Below are 17,827 nucleotides of genomic sequence, written 5' to 3'. Positions count from 1 at the left end.
GTCTAATTTGAAAAAACGTTAAGTGAGGTATGCGATGGCGAATAACCGCAACGGCCTAGTTGCCACGATTAGCATAACGATGTTGGCACTTGCTTTGCCTGCAGCCGCCGACCCTGCCCCCAGCAATTGGCAAGCCGTGCTAGAGGAGGCGGAAGGCCAAACCGTTTACTGGAACGCCTGGGGTGGCGATACGCGCACCAATCGTTATATCGACTGGGTAGCCGAGCAAATGCAGGCGCAGTACGATGTTGATGTAGCGCACGTAAAACTGGACGACACCGGCAGCGCGGTGGCACGGGTGCTGGCGGAAAAGCAGGCGGGCAACCATGACGACGGCAGTATTGATCTGATTTGGATCAACGGCGAGAACTTTGCCGCCATGCGCGAAAACGACCTGCTGTTTGGCCCCTTCGCCAACGCGCTGCCCAACTTTGCGCTCACCAACGCCGATGAAAATCCCGAGGTCGTTACCGACTTCACCCTCCCCACCGAGGGCTACGAGTCACCTTGGGGAAAAGCGCAGATCACCTTTTATTACGACAGCGCCCAAATGGAGACGCCTCCCCAGGATATGCAAGCACTGCTCGCGTGGGCCCAAGACAACCCCGGCCAATTTAGTTACCCGCGTATTCCTGACTTCACCGGCAGCACCTTTTTAAAGCAGGCGCTAATCGAGCTTAGCGACCAGGATGAAGCGCTTTACCAACCGGTGGAAGATGCCGACTTTGAAGCCGTGACAGAGCCTTTGTGGACCTATTTGGATGCGTTGCACCCGCATTTATGGCGCAGTGGAAGAACATTTCCCGATTCAGGCCCTAACCTGCGCACGCTGATGAGCGATGGCGAGCTAAGTTTGGCGTTTTCGTTCTACCCCACCGATGCCGCCGTGGCAGTAAAGGAGTACGAACTGCCCGAAAGCGTGCGCAGCTATGTATTGGAAGGTGGCACCCTGGGTAACGTTCACTTTGTGGCAATTCCCTATAACTCGCCGCATAAAGCCGGTGCCATGGTGCTCGCCAACTTTCTACTCTCCCCCGAAGCCCAGGCCGAAAAGCAGTCGCTAACCATGTGGGGCGACCGCAGCGTTTTGGATATCGAACAGCTAGACGCCGATGCCCAAGCGCTGTTTGAACAGGGTGAACGCCACCCTTCTGAACTGCCCGCTGACGCGCTATCAAACACCCTGCCCGAGCCGCACCCGAGTTGGATGACGGCGCTGCAAGACGCCTGGCTTGAGCGTTACGGCGTCAACTAAGCCATGCTGCGACTGGCTCCAGCGCTGATCATTACATTGCTGGTACTGCCCGTTGGGGCGGGGCTGGTAATGGTCATGCTGCCCGCGTTTGGCTACCTGCCAGTGCTTGGCGGCCACGAGGCGAGTTTAGCCCCCTGGCAGGCGCTGTTCGCACAGCCGGGGCTAGCACGCTCAGTAGCGGTCAGCTTTGCCAGCGGTTTGGTCAGTACAGCCATGGCGCTAATGATGGTGGTGCTATTTTTGGCCGCCAGCCGAGGCACTTGGTTAGACCGCGGTATTCGGCGGCTTGTCTCACCGCTGCTCGCGATTCCCCATGCGGCGATTGCCTTTGGGTTTGCCTTTTTGATTGCGCCTTCAGGCCTAGTGGCGCGGCTGCTATCCCCCTCGCTAACGGGTTGGGAGCGCCCGCCGGATGCGTTAATCGTCAATGACCCTTGGGGGCTCTCGCTAATCGCAGGGCTGGCGCTGAAAGAGATGCCCTTTCTGCTGCTGATGAGCCTGGCCGCTTTACCACAGTTACAGGTGGATAAGCGGCTGATGTTAGCGCGCTCGCTGGGCTATTCGCCCACGCTTGCCTGGTTAAAAACCGTGCTACCCTCGCTGTATCCGCTGATCCGCCTACCGGTGTATGCGGTCATTGCCTATGCGACGTCGGTAGTCGATATGGCGCTGATTCTGGGGCCTACCCTCCCCCCCACGCTCAGCGTGTCCATCTTAAGCTGGTTCAATGATCCGGATATCACCCGCCGCTTTATGGCCTCCGCGGCGGCGGTGCTGCAACTTGGCGTTACGCTCGCGGCGCTACTCTGCTGGTGGCTGCTTGAGCAGCTGACCCGCCTGCTGACGCGCAACTGGCTGACCAATGGCAGCCGCCAGCGGGGAGAAATCGCCCTGCGCATGGTGGGCCGCTCGGCATTACTGTTATCCAGTATGACGGCGCTGGCGGCCTTGGTCGGTTTAGGGCTTTTTTCGCTGGCAGGCTTTTGGCGCTTCCCTGAGTTGCTGCCGCAGATGCTGACGCTGGATCACTGGCAGCGCAGCGCGCCTATGCTCGTTAAACCACTGCTTAATACCGCGCTGATCGGCCTGGCTTCCACTGCGCTGGCCACAGCGCTGGTTTTGGCAACGCTGGAAAATGAACACCGCCAGCACCTTCAGCCCAAGCGCGCGCTGTGGCTACTTTATTTACCGCTTATAGTGCCGCAAATTGCCTTTCTATTTGGGTTAATCGTGGCGGCTGAGAGCCTGGGCATTCGCCCGCAGCTAGGTTTGGTAATCGCCGGGCACCTGCTGTTTGTGCTGCCTTATGTCTACCTTTCACTAGCCGAAGCCTATCGCCGCTTGGATCCCCGCTGGTTGCAGGTGGCGAGTTCACTCGGCGTTTCACGCAACGCTGCTTTTTGGCGAGTTCGCCTACCGCTATTATTAGCCCCGCTGTTAACGGCCTTTGCGGTAGGCTTGGCGATTAGCATTGGCCAATATTTGCCCACCCAACTACTGGGCGCGGGTCGCGTGACGACCGTGACTACCGAGGCCGTAGCGCTCGCCTCTGGCAATAACCGGCGTTTAATCGGCGTTTGGGCGTTAGTCCAGGCAGGCTTGCCGCTGATTGGCTTTATGCTGGCCCTGGCGCTACCACGCTTGTTGGGTGCCAAACGCCGTGCACTCGCCACTTAAAAGGATTTCCGTGACCGCTTTAGCTACCGCACCGCTACGCCTTGAACAAATTCGAATCGCCCTAGCGGGCCGTGCGTTATTGGCAGTGGACGCCACCATTGCGCCAGGCGAGGTACTCACGGTGATGGGCCCTTCCGGCTCGGGAAAATCCACCCTGCTGGCGTATATGGCGGGCTTTCTTGACCCAGCCTTTAGCGCTAGCGGCGGTGTCTGGCTGGGCGAGCGCAATCTGCTCAATCTGCCTGCGGAGAAGCGCGGTATCGGGCTGCTGTTCCAGGATCCATTGCTGTTTCCACACTTGAGCGTGGGCGGTAATTTGCGCTTTGGGCTGCCACGCCATAGCAATGAGAAGCGCCAGCTGGTTAGCCATGCCCTTGAGCAGGTTGGGCTAGCGGACTTTCAGTCTCGCGACCCGGCGACTCTTTCCGGCGGCCAGCAATCACGGGTTGCTTTGATGCGCCTGCTGCTCTCTACGCCTCAAGCGGTGCTGCTGGACGAGCCGTTTTCCAAGCTGGATACGGCGTTGCGCCAGGAAATGCGCGCACTGGTATTTAGCCAACTGCGTGAAGCAGGCCTGCCTGCGCTGCTGGTCACCCACGACCACGCAGATGCCAAGGCGGCAGGAGGGCAGGTCATTGAACTCGGATGAACAGGTGCCTCGCCTAAGCATCGTGATACCGATGCTAAACGAGGCCGCGGGCATTAAGGCGGTACTCGAAGCGCTGCAGCCGCTACGTGTTCAGCGCCTTCCCCCACGGGCCGAAGTGATTGTGGTGGACGGTGGCAGCAGCGATCACAGCGTTTGCCTCGCCCTGCCCCTGGCAGATCAAGTACTCAGTAGCCAGCCTGGGCGCGCGCTGCAAATGAACCTGGGTGCACGGCGTGCCAGCACGCCTGCACTGCTATTCCTTCATGCGGATACCCAACTGCCCGACGATGCTATTGAGCAAATCACCCAAGCGCTTACCCGCCACGCCTGGGGACGCTTTGCTATTAAGCTTTCAGGCCGCAGCAGCTGGCTCCCCGTGGTGAGCTGGATGATGAACCAACGCTCACGGCTTACCGGCATCGCCACCGGTGACCAGGGCATATTTATGCGCGCGAGCGCCTTCAAGGCAGTCGGTGGTTTTCCCGAGCAGCCGCTGATGGAAGACGTTGAAATCTCTAGACGGCTCAAAAAGCTCTCTTCCCCCGCCTGCCTGCGAACCAAAGTGATAAGCTCGGGCAGGCGCTGGGATGAGTTCGGCGCTGGGAAAACGATCCGCCTGATGTGGCGGCTGCGCTACCGCTACTGGCGCGGCGTTAGCGCAACCCAACTCGCTAAGGAGTATCGTAATGCCCGCTGAAACACCGCAAATGCACCTGCTCGCCAAAGCCCCGCTGCCGGGGCAGGCGAAAACGCGTTTAGCGCCATTGCTAGGTTCAGAAGGCGCCGCTAACGCCCATGCGGAGCTGGTCCGACACTGCGTCGCCAACGCCTGCAAAGCGCTGCCTGCGGAAAACATCACGCTATGGACAGCGCTTGACCACGCACACCCGCTGTTTATCGAGCTTCGTGAGGCGTTTGGTTTGACCTTAACCCCTCAGCCCAACGGCGATCTCGGCGCCCGGATTCGCTACGCACTGAACAGCACCCCAGGCCCCGCCATGCTAATGGGCAGCGACTGCCCTAGCATTAGCGCTGAACTGATTACGACCTGCGCCCGCCAACTGGCCAGCCACGACGTGGTTATTTTACCCGCCGAGGACGGCGGCTACGGTTTGATCGGCACCCAGCAAGACTACCCCAAGCTGTTTGAGGCGATCCCCTGGGGCAGCGAGCGCGTACTGAGCGAAACGCAGCAACGTATTGAAGCCCTCGGCTTAACCGCCGCTTACCCGGCTACCATTTGGGATATCGATCGCCCCGAAGACTGGCAGCGCTGGAAAGGCTTAACCGCCGCGGTGTAAGGAAACGTGCTGTTTTCACACTATTTTGGATGACTGAGCAACTTGATTGAGCAGAACGATTTTTATCACTAAGCGCTGGAGCCTACCGTGACCCGACAACGTTTGATTATTGCCGCGCTACTGCTAATCGCCATTGGGGCGTTCTTTCTAAGCGGTGCCCATCAATGGTTCACCCTGGATACGCTAAAGGCCTACCAAAGCGACTTCCAGGTGGCATTCAACCAACATCCCTGGCAGGTGGCCGGCATCTTTTTTGCCGTTTACGTGGTGATGACCGCGCTTTCGCTGCCGGGTGCAACATTGTTGACGCTGTTGGGCGGGGCGCTCTTTGGTCTCGGCTGGGGGCTACTAATCATCTCGTTTGCTAGCACCCTGGGCGCCACGCTAGCCTTTTTATTATCACGCTTTTTATTCCAAAAGCCGATTGAGAAACGCTTTCCCCGCCAGTTCGCTGCGGTGAATCGCGGCGTCGAGCGCGACGGTGCCCTCTACCTCTTTACGCTGCGTTTAGTGCCGGCCTTTCCGTTCTTTATGATCAACCTCGTCATGGGGCTAACGCGGATTAAAACCATCACCTTTTATTGGGTAAGCCAAGTAGCCATGCTCCCCGGCACGGCAATCTACGTCAACGCGGGCGGCCAGCTGGGCGAGCTAGAAAGCTTGGGCGGCATTATCTCGCCGACGCTGCTGGCGTCGTTTGCACTGCTGGCGATTTTCCCCTGGATAGCCCGACGCATTGTGTTGTTTGTGCAAAAGCGCAAAGCCTATCAAGGCTTTAGCCGCCCCCAGCAGTTTGACTACGACATCGTGGTGATCGGCGCTGGCTCGGCGGGCTTGGTCACCAGCTATATCGCCAGCGCTGTTAACGCCAAGGTGGCGCTGGTGGAAAAACACAAAATGGGCGGCGACTGTTTGAATACCGGCTGCGTGCCCTCCAAAGCGCTCATTCGCGCCGCCCGTGCCGCCCATGAGATCCGCACCGCGAATCGCTTCGGTGTCTCCTCCAGCGAACCGCAGGTCGATTTTGCCAAGGTGATGGGGCACGTCCACCAATCGATTACCGCTATCGAACCCCACGACAGCGTTGAGCGCTACACAGGCCTGGGCGTTGAGGTCTACCAGGACCACGCTACGCTGCGCTCGCCCTGGGAGATCCAGGTCGGCGACAAAACCCTCACCGCCCGGCATATCGTCTTGGCCACCGGCGCCCGGCCACGGGTGCCGGCGCTACCGGGTATCGAAATAGCCCCCGTGCTGACGTCAGAAAACCTCTGGTCGTTAACCGAATTGCCCAAGCGCCTGGTGGTGCTCGGCGGCGGCGCGATTGGCTGTGAACTGAGCCAAAGTTTTGCCCGTTTAGGCAGTCAGGTCACCCTGGTAGAAGGGGTTTCCCACCTGCTGAGCCGCGAAGATCAAGAGGTCGGCGAGCACGTAGAAGCCACCCTGGCTGGCGAAGGCGTCACGGTAATGACCAACACCCAGGCGCTGGAAGTGCTTAGCGAAGAAGAGGGCAGCTATCAACTAGCCGTCGAGCACCAGGGTGAACTCATCACACTGGCCTTTGATTATCTGCTGGTCAGCGTGGGCCGCCAAGCCAACGTGGAGGGCTTGGGGCTTGAGGCGCTGGGGATCACCACCACGCAGGCGGGCACCTTAGAGCTTAACGAGCGGCTGCAAACCCGGCTGCCCAATATCTGGGCCTGCGGTGATTTGGCTGGGCCTTACCAGCTCACTCACGCGGCGGCTCACCAAGCCTGGCACGCAGCGGTCAATGCGCTGTTTGGCGAGCTGAAAAGCTTTGCGGTGGATTACCGCTTTATGCCCGCCGTTACCTACGTACAGCCGGAAGTCGCCCGGGTTGGGCTCAACGAGAAAGAGGCGATCGATAAAGGCATTGCCTATGAAGTGACCCGCTATGCCATGAGTGAAAGCGACCGCGCAATTGCCGAAGGCGCCCGCGAGGGCTTTATTAAAGTACTCACCGTGCCCGGCCGCGATAAGATTCTCGGTGCGACCATCGTGGCCGAAAACGCCGGCGAGTGGTTAGGTGAGTTCACCATTGCCATGAAGCACGGCCTGGGCCTCAACAAGCTGCTAGGGACCATTCACCCCTACCCAACGCTTGGCGAGGCCGCCAAAGCCACGGCTGGCGTTTGGAAAAACGCCCACAAACCCGAGCGGGCGCTGGCACTATTGAAGCGTTACTTCAACTGGCGGCGCGGTGAGGGGCAATGAAGCAGCTGTTACTCATCGGCGCGGGCCATGCCCATGCCTTTGTGCTGGAAGCGTTTGCCCAACAGCCTGATGCGGGCATCGCGATTACCGTTGTTAGCGACAGTCCTTTAGCAGCTTACTCCGGCAGCGTACCGGCATGGCTGGCGGGGGAATGTACGCTGCGGGAAACGCAAATTGACGTAGCGGCACTTTGTCAGCGTGCCAATGCGCGACTTATTGTTGCACCCGTTATCGCCATTGACACCCAGGCACGTTACGTCACGCTTGCCAATGGCGAACGCATTGCGTTTGACGTCGCCTCGTTGAACATCGGCTCGACGCTAGCCAGCCCGGAACTGCACGGCGAACGCCCTCCCAAACTACTGGCTATGCGCCCGCTAAGCACGTTACACCAGCGCTGGCAGGGCCTACAAAATGACATTAGCCAACTGCCCCGCGATATCCCCCAGCGCGTTGTGGGCGTTGGCGGAGGGGCCGCTGGCTGCGAAACGCTGATGAGCGTGCTGGCCCAGCTACGCGACAAGCGTCCGGATATCGATTGGCAGGGCCATTTGCTCAGTGCGGCGGACGAACTACTCCCCGGCGCCGGTTACTTGCCACGCTGGCTAACCCAGCGAGCGCTATCACGCGCGGGCATTTGCGTGCACCAACAGGTACGTGGGCGTGCCTTAATAGACGGCGGCGTATTAACTCATTGCAACCTGCGCGTTGATGCCGATATCGTGCTGTGGGCCACTGGGGCAGTCGGCCACTACTGGTTGGCGAATACACCGCTGCCGCTGGATAAGCACCGTTTTATTCACGTTAACAACACGCTGGAAGTCCCTGGCCATCCGGGAATTTTTGCCTCTGGCGACTGCGCGGCATTAACACCGCCACTGCCTAATGCGGGAGTTTACGCGGTGCGCATGGGCCCGCACTTAGCGGCCAACCTGCGCCGTGCCTGCCACGCGGAGACGTTAACCGCTTGGCAACCGCCCAACCGCGTATTAGCACTGATTGGCACCGGCGATGGCCGCGCCATTGCCAGCCGTGGTGCCTTTGGGGTATCAGGAAAGTGGGTATGGCAATGTAAAAAGCGAATTGACGCGCGCTTTATCGCCCGCTTCAATCCGCCTTTTGAGAACTAGCCTTTTTTAAGAACTAGTTATCGCGCTTCGCGCCAGCCGCCTAACACCCGACTATCCGGGCCGAAAAAGACCAACCGATCATGGTCAATCAAATAGCGGTAGGCGGTCTCCAGCATATCGGTGACGCGCTGGGCATCGTCCATTTGCGGGCAGGCCATGCGCGTGGTTGCCAGTTCGCCAAACTCAATACGCTGGTTGTCGCCGAGTGTGACCTCGCCGCTAAAGCGGTTACAGCCATCGTGACCACTGACGTTGCCTACGTTATCAATCTCGAAAAACGGCGTTTCCGGCATCGATAGCCGCTCATTGGTGCCCACTAGCAGTAGATTCCAGCGCTGCTCAACGATAGGCCCGGAGAGCTCAGCCCCCCTTGGCCCTTCCTGCGGCGCCGCGCCTGGTCCAGGTGCGCTGCTACAGGCACTCAATAGCAGCGCGACCGAGGTAAGCCATGGCAATAAACGCCAACCTTTCATGGTCATGTTGATCCTATCCTTATGTCATGCTTACCAACGTATGCTAACCAGCCAATGCTTACCAGCTCCCGGTGTTTTCCATTGACGCCCAGGGCTCTTTTGGCGCTAGCGCATCGCCCTTTTGCAACAGCTCTACGGAGATGCCATCCGGCGATTTAACAAACGCCATGTGGCCGTCACGGGGCGGGCGATTAATCGTCACGCCGTTATCCTGTAGGTGCTGGCAAAGCGCATAGATATCATCCACCCGGTAGGCCAAATGGCCGAAATTACGCCCGCCGGTATACTCTTCCGGGTCCCAGTTATAGGTCAGCTCTAGTTCGGGGGCGGTGAGCTGGGCAGAACGTTCCTCATCATCGGGGGCGGCGAGGAAAACAAGCGTAAAGCGGCCTTTTTCATTCTCTTTACGGCGGACTTCCTTAAGACCTAGCAGGTTACAGTAAAAATGCAGTGAAGCATCCAAATCACTCACGCGGACCATGGTATGAAGATATTGCATATCGGCTCCTGATTTGCCAAAGAGTAGTAAATTTCTAGTTACTGAGTATATTCGCGGAAAATCTCAGGGGTCTGATTCTCATCGCGCCAGCTGAGCACGGCATAATCATCCACTCGGCCGGTTTCCATCCCAGGCGTGCCGTGGGGCATGCCGGGTACGCTAAGCCCTACCACGTCGGGTTGCTCTTCAAGCAGGCGCTTTATATCGCTGGCGGGCACATGGCCTTCGATCACATAGCCGTCGACCAGCGCCGTATGACAAGAGGCTAGTTCAGGCGTGACACCGTTGGCGATTTTTATCTCACGCAAATCGCCATCGCGGTGATGATTGACCTCAAACCCCTGCGCTTCCAAGTGCTCAACCCAGGCACCACAGCAGCCGCAGTTGGGGTCGCTGTGCACGTCAACCGTGGGGGCGGCGAACACTGGGAAGGCGGCAGCTAGCATTACGGCGCCTAACCATTGCTTACCTAAACAAGAATGCGACATGGAAAAACTCCTTCGACAGCACTGTACAAGAACAGATCATCGCTCTATCTTAGCTGGGTTTACCTGTCGGAGAAACCAGTGGATTCACTAACACAAGCTGCACTGGGTGCGGCCGTTGGCGGTGCCGTGCTGGGCCGACGCTTAGGCCGCAAAGCCGTGCTCCTTGGTGCCGTCCTGGGCACCCTGCCGGACCTTGATGTGGTATTGGATTACGGCGATGCGGTGGCGAATGTCACCGAGCACCGTGGTTTTAGCCACTCGCTGTTTGTGCTTTCGGGATTGGCCACGCTGCTGGCGCTGCTATGCGCCCGCTTCGCGCCCGCGCGGAACATTTCGCTACCCCGCTGGTGGGGCTTTTTTGCGCTAATACTCATTACCCACCCGTTGCTGGATGCACTGACGACTTACGGCACCCAGCTGTTTTGGCCACTGGACGTGGCTCCCGCGGCATGGCCGATTATTTTTATTATCGATCCGTTCTATACCCTGACGCTGCTCGTCGCCCTGGGGGTTGCCGTCGCCTCCAAGCGGGTGCGTCAGGCCTGCTCGTGGGGGTTAGCCGTCACCTGTGTTTATTTGCTGATAGCGGCGGGCGCCAAGACAGTGATTGAGCAGCGCCTTGACCCTGTACTGGCGAAACAAGGCCTGGAAGACGCCCCGCTACTGATACAGCCGACCCCGTTCAATATCGTGCTTTGGCGTGCCACGGTGGTTGACGGCGATCGCTATTATGAGAGCCTGATCAGCCTGTTCGATGGCGACCATGTGCCGCAACTTGAGCCGCTAATGCGTAACGCCGACTTTGAAGCGGCAGCCTTATCGAGCCTGCAAGGGCAACGCTTAGCTTGGTTTACAGGCCCCTTCCTGCGCTATGAAACGCGCCAGATGAACGGTAGAGAAACCCTGATCGCCACCGATATTCGGCTGGGTTTTCCAGGCTTTCATCCGTTTAGCTTTACCCTGGCGAGCTTAGAGAATAAGCACTGGGAACCGCTTGCCGTCAGCGAACAGGTGGAAAGCACCCGCAGTGTTCAGATGGAAACGCTATCGCGCCTCGCTGCTCGGGCCGCGGGCAACATCTCAGCCCTATGCGCTAGCGATTTTGTGGCGCAAGAGTGGTTGATCGAGCGTATTGTCTATCGTTGCTGATCTAGCGCTCCTAAGATCCACTTAGGGGGCAATACCTTGGCCACAGCCGCTATACTGCTCCCCACCATAGGTAAGCGTTACCCGCGCGGGGAAAGGCTTGCCGCTCATGTTGTCAAAACAGGCACCGGCTTCAATACGCACGCGGAAAAAAGGCGCTACGTCGGCGTTTTCAATCACTACCCTACCCGCCTCGTTATCCATCACGCTGACCATATAGGGCAATTCAACGGTCTCTGCTCCGTAATTCATCTCCATGGTCAGCGTCGGCGTATCGTTGGCTAACGCGACCGTCCAGCCAGGCTCGTTACCCTGACCAAAGAACATCACGCCGGGCTTTGCAGCTCGGGTTAAGGCGTCGCGCTGCTCGGCTTGCGAGCACTTCAGCTGACCGCGCGGCGTTTCCACGCGCGCCTTGTCACCCCGATTCCAGAAGCTGATCTCACCGTCTTGATAGCGAGCGCCACTGGCAACGACTGCTTGGGGCAGCTGCCAGGCGCCGTGCAGCGACCATAGGCGCAAATCGTTAGCATTGGTAGCGGTGACCAAGTGCTGCTGAGCGGGCTCGCAATGCCAAGCAGAAAAGCGCTGTGCCGAGCCAGGAAAAAGCGCCGAGGGCAGCAATGGCGCCCGGTTTTCCAGCGTTGTCTGATTAGCCGCGGCCATTTCTGTAGCAGGCGTCGCTGCACAGCCCGCGAGTAACGCTACCAAGCCAGTAGCCACCACTGCTCCAACGCTTTTTGTTACGCCCATGCTGTTACGCCCCCTGTTTTTAACACTGATTTTGTTAAGACCCCTGTCTTTAAAACTAATACTTTTAACGTATTCATGCGTTGTGCTTCCTGTGTGTCTGGCACCATTTCCCACGCTATCATTGGCGGTATGGCTGACGGTATTGCTTAGCTACGTTTAAAGGCTTGCAGATCTTGCGTATCAACACCGTCCACCTCCGGCGGCAAGCCCATCTCTTCGCGTTTGATTTTTACCTGCATTTTTTCTGCTAGCCGCTCGGCATCGTCGTCGGTAGTGCGTCCGTTCAGTTCCGCCAACTGGGCCATGCCCTGATGGTAGAAGGTGAGCAGATCCATTGCCGTGCGATTATCCTCTTCTACCGCTTTACGCAGTTGCGAAAGGTAACCGCTGACTTGCGACAGGTGGTGTTTAAGTTGCCAGACATAGCGTACCTCGGTCATCCAGGGGCGCTCACGCAGCGCGGCAAATAGCGCACTGGTGGCCAACAGCCCAAGTAGCACGCCTAAACCGTTCAACCACAGGCTGCTGCCGAAGGTTGAGGTGAGTAGCATGGAAAATAGCAGGCCAAAAATGATCAACTGTGCCGCCATGGCAAAGCTGATCATGCGGGCTTTGCGGCGGTAGGTCGCGGGGTCGTGATGCTCGAAGGTAAATACCATGGCCAGCCTCATCATCAAAAGAAGTGACTTATGATACGGGGCTGGACAGGCCAAACAAGTCAATGTACGACAGAAATGCTTACGCCAAGCGCTCAGCAGCCGTTTTGAGTAAGTGCTCGGTGGTTTCCCAACCCACGCAGGCGTCGGTGACCGATACGCCGTAGCGCAGCGCGCCGGGCTTGAGCGGCTGCTTGCCTTCAAATAGATGGCTCTCCAGCATCAGTGCTACCAGGTTGGCTTCGCCCGCCTGACGCTGCGCTAATACATCCAGCATTACTTCACTTTGACGGCGGTGGTCTTTACGCGCATTGGCGTGGCTACAATCGACCATTAGCCGTGGGTTTTGCCCGGCGTTGCGCAGCGCGTTAGTGGCCGCGTGAACGTGCTGGGTCTGGTAGTTGGGTTCACCATGGCCGCCGCGTAGCACAACGTGAGTGTGTGGGTTGCCCGCGGTTTGCTGGACAACAGGATGGCCTTGGGCATCTACCGCAAAACGCTGGTGCGGATGGGCCGCCGCTCCCATGGCATCGATAGCCACTTGCACATCACCGCTGGTGGCGTTTTTGAATCCCACCGCTGCCGTCAAATCGCTGGCCAACTCACGGTGCAGCTGGGATTCGGTCGTGCGCGCGCCAATCGCTACCCAGCTCAGCAAATCATCCAGGTAAGGCGCCAGCATGGGTTGTAACAGCTCGGTAGCCACCGGCAGGCCGCGCGCGGCGACAGCGTGCATCAATTCGCGAGAAAGCGCCAAACCACGCGGCACATCACCGCTGCCATCCAAACCTGGGTCGTAAGCCAGTCCTTTCCAGCCCACCGTCGTACGCGGCTTTTCAACGTAGACACGCATCACCGGCAAAATGTAATCACTCACTTCATCACTTAGCGCGGCTAGACGGTCGGCGTATTCCAACGCGGCGTCGGGGTCGTGCACAGAGCAAGGGCCAACCACGACAAGCAAGCGGTTATCGTGGCCCGTTAGTATCTGCTGTACGGCGTGGCGCTGACGGGCGACCTGCTCGCTTAGTGGGTCGCTTAACGAGATGCGTTGCCGGAGCTCGGCGGGGGTAGGCAGCCGCTTTGCAGTGGGCTCAGCCGCTGAAGGCATTAGCCGGGAAGTAGCATGGGCAGTGGTTTCAACGGTTTTATTAATAACGGGGCTAATAGGCGCATTCATGATTTATTCTCCGCAATCGTGTGACATCGTATGGCTGTGTGACCACCCAAGTGAACACGGTCGGAGGTGGCAGCTAGCACCGACCGCGCGTCGCTAAATCGCCAGCCATAGCCATAACCCACGAAGCCGGTAGCGTAAGCGTTAGTCAGTGCGCGATACATCATGATGCTGCTCCTTGATGAAATAACGATGAAACCTGTTAATGATAAAACTGCGTAGGTCCCAAAATAGCTATGCTCAAAAATGACTATGTTCAAAAATGGCTATGTTCGAAAATAGCCAGGCCCCTAAACGCCAGAAGCCCCGGCGGGGTTACCGACCGGGGCTTCTGTGCTTGCGGCAGGCAACCGAGTGGTGTGCCTGGTGGCGCGACATTAATCGTCGGCCAAGGGCACACCGTGGCTAAACCAATACCCATAAAACGCAAAGCCACTAGCCAATTCTGACTGTGGATTACCTGTATGTGGTGTGGTTAGTCGCTGCATGCCGTATTCCGTTAGGTCCTGTTAATTCCGCTGGCAATTGCTAGCCCCAGTCAATCGTCTGCAAGGGCCGCCGCAATGGCTTAATATTTTATCCTGCCTGCAAGCGGTACAAATGGCAACACTCAACCGCTAAAAGCTTGTACCCAGCCAATCGTGGCGGGTAATGCTGTCATGCTAACCAAGACTACTATGCCTAGAAAAATGGACAAAAAGCCAGATTCGTCTTTACCGCCTTCGTCGTGATGGGCCATGTTAGCCTCCTTTTTTATCACTGCGACTTATCACTACTCGGTCACCAGGGGAGTGACCACGTTTGGGGATATATTAGTTAGCCCGTGGTGCATAGGCAAATACATCAGAATACACACGGTCTAGTTTTACGCCTTTTGTTTCCAGCGCATCTAGACAGGCGTACACCATGTTGGGTGACCCCGAGATGTAAACATCGTGGGTCTCTGGAGTGATATCTGCCGTTTTCAACACCTGATCGATACGCCCTTGGTGATGGCTAATCCGCTCTCCTGCGGCTAACGGCTCTTCCAAGGGCGATTCGGTTACCGCATGAAAGCAGACATTGGCATGGGTTTGCGCCCATTGGCTGGCCAGCTGTTCCAAATAGAGATCGCGGTGGTCGCGAACGGCCCACCACAGCGAGATTTCCCGGCCGGGCTGTTCGTGTAGCACCGCTTCGATAATCGCCTTCATCTGTGAGAAACCGGTGCCGGCGGCAATTAGCAATAGCGGCCGCTGGCTTTGAAGGTCCAGCACGCATTCGCCGCCGGGCAAACGCAGGGTGAGCTGGTTGGCTACTTGCAACAGCTCGCGCAGCCGTGCGGAGTTATCCCGCTCCGGCCAGTGCTGGATATGCAGCTCAATGATGCCATCGCCACGTTCAGGGCTGGCAATCGAAAACGGCACCCAGGTCGCGTCATCTAACTTTAATTCTAAGTATTGCCCCGGCGCATGCTGCATGGCTTCAGCGCGCCCGGCTAGGGTTACGCCGAACACATCGGGGTTTAGGTTTTCAACCTCGGTGACTTGACACGTTAACGTCCTTGCACTCATGAAAGCCTCTTTTTGCAAATGGGGTCAGCGATACAGCGCATTCAGCGGCGCGGCGGCGGCAGTTCAAGGTCAATGCCCAGCGCTGCCCAGCGGTCATCCACGCGCGCTTTGACAGCCTCGTCCATCACGATGGGGGTGCCCCATTCGCGATCGGTTTCTCCTGGCCACTTGTTGGTGGCATCAAGGCCCATTTTTGAACCCAGGCCTGAGACTGGCGAGGCAAAATCGAGATAATCAATCGGCGTATTCTCGACCATTGTGGTGTCGCGCGCGGGGTCCATGCGGGTCGTGATCGCCCAAATCACGTCCTCCCAATTGCGTGCATCCACGTCGTCATCCAGCACAATCACAAACTTGGTGTACATAAATTGGCGCAAGAAGCTCCAGACCCCCATCATCACGCGTTTAGCGTGACCAGGATACTGCTTCTTCATTGTCACTACCGCCATGCGGTAAGAACAGCCTTCCGGTGGCAGGTAGAAGTCGACGATTTCAGGAAACTGCTTGCACAGAATAGGCACAAACACTTCATTCAACGCCACCCCAAGAATCGCCGGTTCATCCGGGGGACGCCCGGTGTAAGTCGAGTGGTAAATCGCATCGCGGCGCATGGTCATCCGGGTGATGGTAAATACCGGAAAGTGGTCGACCTCGTTATAGTAACCGGTGTGGTCACCAAAAGGGCCTTCCGCTGCCATGTCATCGGGGTAAATAAAGCCTTCAAGGATGATCTCGCTCGAGGCGGGCACATCCAGGTCAGCGTGGCCGCACTTGACAAGCTCAGTACGCGACCCGCGCAGCAGGCCTGCAAAAGCGTATTCCGAGAGCGAATCCGGCACCGGCGTTACCGCACCCAAAATCGTCGCTGGGTCGGCGCCTAGCGCCACTGCGACGGGGAAAGGCTCACCCGGGTGGGCTTTTTGAAATTCAAGAAAATCCAGCGCCCCGCCACGATGGGAGAGCCAGCGCATGATTAGCCGGTTCTTGCCAATCTTCTGCTGACGGTAAATCCCTAGATTCTGGCGCTTCTTGTGTGGCCCTTTGGTAATCACCAGCGGCCATGTCACTAGAGGACCTGCGTCACCCGGCCAGCAGTGCTGAATCGGCAGTAAACCAAGATCGACCTCGTCGTCTTCGTAGACTACTTCTTGCACCGGGGCTTGTTTAACGTTTTTCGGCCCCATGCTGAGCACTTGCTTGAAGATCGGCAGCTTGTCCCAGGCATCTTTTAAGCCTTTCGGCGGATCGGGTTCTTTGAGAAACGCCAATAGCTTACCGACTTCTCTTAGCGCTTCTACCGAGTCTTGACCCATGCCCAGCGCCACCCGTTTGGGGGTACCAAACAGGTTGCCTAGCAGCGGCATGTCGTGGCCTTTGACGTTTTCAAACAGCAACGCTGGGCCACCGGCACGCAGGGTGCGGTCGCAAATCTCGGTGATTTCCAGGTAAGGATCGACTTCGACGGAAATACGCTTGAGTTCGCCCTGCGCTTCAAGCGCCGCGATGAACTCGCGCAAGTCTTTATACTTCAAGGCACGCTCCCTGGCTGGCGAATGCGCCGCGCTAGCGGCGCTTCATCGCTTCAAAGAACTCAAGATTGGTCTTGGTATCTTTCAGACGGTCAATCAGGAATTCGGTGGCGGCGGTGTCTTCCATCGGATTGAGCAGCTTACGCAGAATCCACATACGCTGCATTTCCTCTTCGGAGGCCAGCAGGTCTTCACGCCGGGTACCACTGCGGCGAATATTAATCGCCGGGAAGACGCGCCGCTCAGCCAGTTTGCGGTCCAAGTGGGCTTCCATATTACCGGTACCCTTGAACTCTTCGAAGATCACTTCGTCCATCTTCGAGCCGGTATCCACCAGCGCCGTGGCGATAATCGTCAGGCTGCCGCCCTCTTCGATATTACGCGCCGCGCCGAAGAAGCGCTTGGGCTTTTCAAGGGCGTGGGCATCGACACCACCGGTGAGTACTTTGCCGGAGCTGGGTACCACGGTGTTGTAAGCACGCGCTAGGCGGGTAATCGAGTCGAGCAGGATGACCACGTCTTTTTTGTGTTCAACCAACCGTTTGGCTTTCTCGATGACCATTTCAGCGACTTGCACGTGACGCGCAGGCGGCTCATCGAAGGTCGACGCCACCACTTCGCCACGCACGGTGCGCGACATTTCGGTGACTTCCTCAGGGCGCTCATCGATCAGCAGTACAATCAGATGACACTCTGGGTTGTTGCGTGTAATGGAGGTCGCGATGTTTTGCAACATCAGCGTTTTACCCGCCTTGGGCGGCGACACCAGCAGACCACGTTGGCCTTTACCAATCGGCGCGGTTAGATCGATGATCCGCGCGGTAAGGTCTTCCGTGGAGCCGTTGCCGATCTCCATACGCATGCGATCGTCTGGGAACAGCGGCGTTAAGTTCTCAAACAGAATCTTGTGCTTGGCATTTTCCGGACGGTCAAAGTTAATTTGACTGACCTTCAGCAGGGCGAAATAACGCTCCCCCTCCTTCGGCGGGCGGATTTTGCCTGAAATGGAATCACCCTTGCGCAGATTGAAACGACGAATCTGCGAAGGCGAAATATAAATATCGTCCGGGCCAGCGAGATAGGAACTATCAGCGCTACGCAGGAAGCCGAAGCCATCCTGAAGAATTTCCAGCACACCGTCGCCGTAAATATCCTCGCCACTTTTGGCATGCTTTTTGAGGATGGCGAAAATGATGTCCTGCTTGCGCGAACGGGCTAAGTTATCGATACCCATTTCACGGGCGATATCGAGAAGCTCGGGGACGGTTTTTTGCTTGAGTTCAGTGAGATTCATCGGTGTGTTAGA

The 17,827-nt window shown here is 57.6% G+C and carries 18 protein-coding genes; 8 read left to right on the top strand and 10 right to left on the bottom strand.

Translation table 11 applies throughout. From position 1 onward, the window contains the following. The first annotated feature begins 34 nt into the window (after positions 1-34). The 7 genes from RZA33_RS09425 to RZA33_RS09395 all read left to right on the top strand — a co-directional run bounded on the left by RZA33_RS09425 (position 35) and on the right by RZA33_RS09395 (position 8,247). On the top strand, positions 35-1,255 hold the full coding sequence (locus tag RZA33_RS09425; protein ID WP_317507596.1) for an ABC transporter substrate-binding protein: 1,221 nt from the start codon (positions 35-37) through the stop codon (positions 1,253-1,255). A gap of 3 nt (positions 1,256-1,258) precedes the next feature. Beyond that, the gene (locus RZA33_RS09420; protein ID WP_317507595.1) at positions 1,259-2,932 is read left to right on the top strand and encodes an ABC transporter permease; all 1,674 of its coding nucleotides are present in this window, start codon (positions 1,259-1,261) and stop codon (positions 2,930-2,932) included. A 10-nt stretch (positions 2,933-2,942) separates the two neighbouring features. Beyond that, positions 2,943-3,581 (top strand): ATP-binding cassette domain-containing protein, encoded by a 639-nt coding sequence (locus RZA33_RS09415; RefSeq protein ID WP_317507594.1) that lies wholly within the window; start codon positions 2,943-2,945, stop codon positions 3,579-3,581. Beyond that, positions 3,568-4,278 carry a TIGR04283 family arsenosugar biosynthesis glycosyltransferase gene (locus tag RZA33_RS09410; protein ID WP_317507593.1) on the top strand — a complete coding sequence of 237 codons (711 nt, stop codon included), beginning with the start codon at positions 3,568-3,570 and terminating at the stop codon, positions 4,276-4,278. Before RZA33_RS09415 ends, RZA33_RS09410 begins: the two co-directional genes overlap by 14 nt. After that, complete coding sequence (locus RZA33_RS09405; protein WP_317507592.1) at positions 4,268-4,882, top strand: TIGR04282 family arsenosugar biosynthesis glycosyltransferase; 615 nt, start codon at positions 4,268-4,270, stop codon at positions 4,880-4,882. Before RZA33_RS09410 ends, RZA33_RS09405 begins: the two co-directional genes overlap by 11 nt. An 87-nt stretch (positions 4,883-4,969) precedes the next feature. Continuing rightward, entirely contained in the window at positions 4,970-7,117 is a 2,148-nt protein-coding gene (locus tag RZA33_RS09400; RefSeq protein WP_317507591.1) for an FAD-dependent oxidoreductase, read from the top strand. Next, complete coding sequence (locus RZA33_RS09395) at positions 7,114-8,247, top strand: FAD-dependent oxidoreductase (protein WP_317507590.1); 1,134 nt, start codon at positions 7,114-7,116, stop codon at positions 8,245-8,247. The genes RZA33_RS09400 and RZA33_RS09395 overlap by 4 nt, the downstream gene beginning before the upstream one ends. 17 nt (positions 8,248-8,264) lie before the next feature. On the opposite strand, the gene RZA33_RS09390 is transcribed toward RZA33_RS09395, so the two are convergent. The 3 genes from RZA33_RS09390 to RZA33_RS09380 are packed head-to-tail and all read right to left on the bottom strand — an operon-like array spanning position 8,265 to position 9,665. Further along, a complete protein-coding gene (locus RZA33_RS09390) occupies positions 8,265-8,726 on the bottom strand; it encodes an META domain-containing protein (protein ID WP_317507589.1) in 462 nt (153 codons plus the stop codon). A gap of 52 nt (positions 8,727-8,778) precedes the next feature. Beyond that, positions 8,779-9,219 carry a lactoylglutathione lyase gene (gene gloA, locus RZA33_RS09385; RefSeq protein ID WP_317507588.1) on the bottom strand — a complete coding sequence of 147 codons (441 nt, stop codon included), beginning with the start codon at positions 9,217-9,219 and terminating at the stop codon, positions 8,779-8,781. A gap of 38 nt (positions 9,220-9,257) precedes the next feature. Then, the gene (locus tag RZA33_RS09380; protein WP_416337859.1) at positions 9,258-9,665 is read right to left on the bottom strand and encodes a DUF411 domain-containing protein; all 408 of its coding nucleotides are present in this window, start codon (positions 9,663-9,665) and stop codon (positions 9,258-9,260) included. A 120-nt stretch (positions 9,666-9,785) separates the two neighbouring features. On the opposite strand from RZA33_RS09380, the gene RZA33_RS09375 reads away from it, so the two are divergent. Beyond that, positions 9,786-10,856 carry a metal-dependent hydrolase gene (locus tag RZA33_RS09375; RefSeq protein WP_317507586.1) on the top strand — a complete coding sequence of 357 codons (1,071 nt, stop codon included), beginning with the start codon at positions 9,786-9,788 and terminating at the stop codon, positions 10,854-10,856. 21 nt (positions 10,857-10,877) lie between these two features. On the opposite strand, the gene RZA33_RS09370 is transcribed toward RZA33_RS09375, so the two are convergent. From RZA33_RS09370 to rho, 7 genes are all read right to left on the bottom strand, one after another. After that, positions 10,878-11,606: an MliC family protein gene (locus RZA33_RS09370; RefSeq protein WP_317507585.1), complete on the bottom strand. Its 729-nt coding sequence runs from the start codon at positions 11,604-11,606 to the stop codon at positions 10,878-10,880. Between the two features lie 146 nt (positions 11,607-11,752). After that, on the bottom strand, positions 11,753-12,265 hold the full coding sequence (locus tag RZA33_RS09365; protein ID WP_317507584.1) for a DUF3087 family protein: 513 nt from the start codon (positions 12,263-12,265) through the stop codon (positions 11,753-11,755). Between the two features lie 79 nt (positions 12,266-12,344). After that, positions 12,345-13,442, bottom strand: a complete 1,098-nt coding sequence (locus tag RZA33_RS09360; protein WP_317507583.1) for a 3-deoxy-7-phosphoheptulonate synthase — start codon at positions 13,440-13,442, stop codon at positions 12,345-12,347. A gap of 607 nt (positions 13,443-14,049) precedes the next feature. Further along, positions 14,050-14,178: a hypothetical protein gene (locus tag RZA33_RS09355; protein ID WP_317507582.1), complete on the bottom strand. Its 129-nt coding sequence runs from the start codon at positions 14,176-14,178 to the stop codon at positions 14,050-14,052. Between the two features lie 73 nt (positions 14,179-14,251). Continuing rightward, positions 14,252-14,992, bottom strand: coding sequence for an NAD(P)H-flavin reductase (locus RZA33_RS09350; protein WP_317507581.1), 741 nt, complete (start codon positions 14,990-14,992; stop codon positions 14,252-14,254). A 41-nt stretch (positions 14,993-15,033) separates the two neighbouring features. Continuing rightward, positions 15,034-16,524 carry a 4-hydroxy-3-polyprenylbenzoate decarboxylase gene (gene ubiD / locus RZA33_RS09345; protein ID WP_317507580.1) on the bottom strand — a complete coding sequence of 497 codons (1,491 nt, stop codon included), beginning with the start codon at positions 16,522-16,524 and terminating at the stop codon, positions 15,034-15,036. Positions 16,525-16,555: 31 nt separating this feature from the next. Next, positions 16,556-17,815: a transcription termination factor Rho gene (gene rho / locus RZA33_RS09340; RefSeq protein WP_008959860.1), complete on the bottom strand. Its 1,260-nt coding sequence runs from the start codon at positions 17,813-17,815 to the stop codon at positions 16,556-16,558. Between the last annotated feature and the right edge of the window lie 12 nt (positions 17,816-17,827).

The sequence above is a fragment of the Halovibrio sp. HP20-59 genome, assembly GCF_033052795.2.
Classification (GTDB): Bacteria; Pseudomonadota; Gammaproteobacteria; order Pseudomonadales; family Halomonadaceae; genus Vreelandella.
The sequence above is the reverse complement of the archived record's forward strand: the minus strand, read 5'-3'. Positions and strand labels throughout refer to the sequence as shown.

Excerpts from the sequence above, each read along its gene's own strand:
- RZA33_RS09425 (WP_317507596.1), top strand. The coding sequence starts at position 35 with ATGGCGAATAACCGCAACGGCCTAGTTGCCACGATTAGCATAACGATG.
- RZA33_RS09420 (WP_317507595.1), top strand. The coding sequence starts at position 1,259 with ATGCTGCGACTGGCTCCAGCGCTGATCATTACATTGCTGGTACTGCCC.
- RZA33_RS09405 (WP_317507592.1), top strand. The coding sequence starts at position 4,268 with ATGCCCGCTGAAACACCGCAAATGCACCTGCTCGCCAAAGCCCCGCTG.
- RZA33_RS09395 (WP_317507590.1), top strand. The coding sequence starts at position 7,114 with ATGAAGCAGCTGTTACTCATCGGCGCGGGCCATGCCCATGCCTTTGTG.
- RZA33_RS09390 (WP_317507589.1), bottom strand. The coding sequence starts at position 8,726 with ATGACCATGAAAGGTTGGCGTTTATTGCCATGGCTTACCTCGGTCGCG.
- gloA (WP_317507588.1), bottom strand. The coding sequence starts at position 9,219 with ATGCAATATCTTCATACCATGGTCCGCGTGAGTGATTTGGATGCTTCA.
- RZA33_RS09380 (WP_416337859.1), bottom strand. The coding sequence starts at position 9,665 with ATGCTAGCTGCCGCCTTCCCAGTGTTCGCCGCCCCCACGGTTGACGTG.
- RZA33_RS09370 (WP_317507585.1), bottom strand. The coding sequence starts at position 11,606 with ATGGGCGTAACAAAAAGCGTTGGAGCAGTGGTGGCTACTGGCTTGGTA.
- RZA33_RS09365 (WP_317507584.1), bottom strand. The coding sequence starts at position 12,265 with ATGGTATTTACCTTCGAGCATCACGACCCCGCGACCTACCGCCGCAAA.
- RZA33_RS09360 (WP_317507583.1), bottom strand. The coding sequence starts at position 13,442 with ATGAATGCGCCTATTAGCCCCGTTATTAATAAAACCGTTGAAACCACT.
- RZA33_RS09355 (WP_317507582.1), bottom strand. The coding sequence starts at position 14,178 with ATGGCCCATCACGACGAAGGCGGTAAAGACGAATCTGGCTTTTTGTCC.
- RZA33_RS09350 (WP_317507581.1), bottom strand. The coding sequence starts at position 14,992 with ATGAGTGCAAGGACGTTAACGTGTCAAGTCACCGAGGTTGAAAACCTA.
- rho (WP_008959860.1), bottom strand. The coding sequence starts at position 17,815 with ATGAATCTCACTGAACTCAAGCAAAAAACCGTCCCCGAGCTTCTCGAT.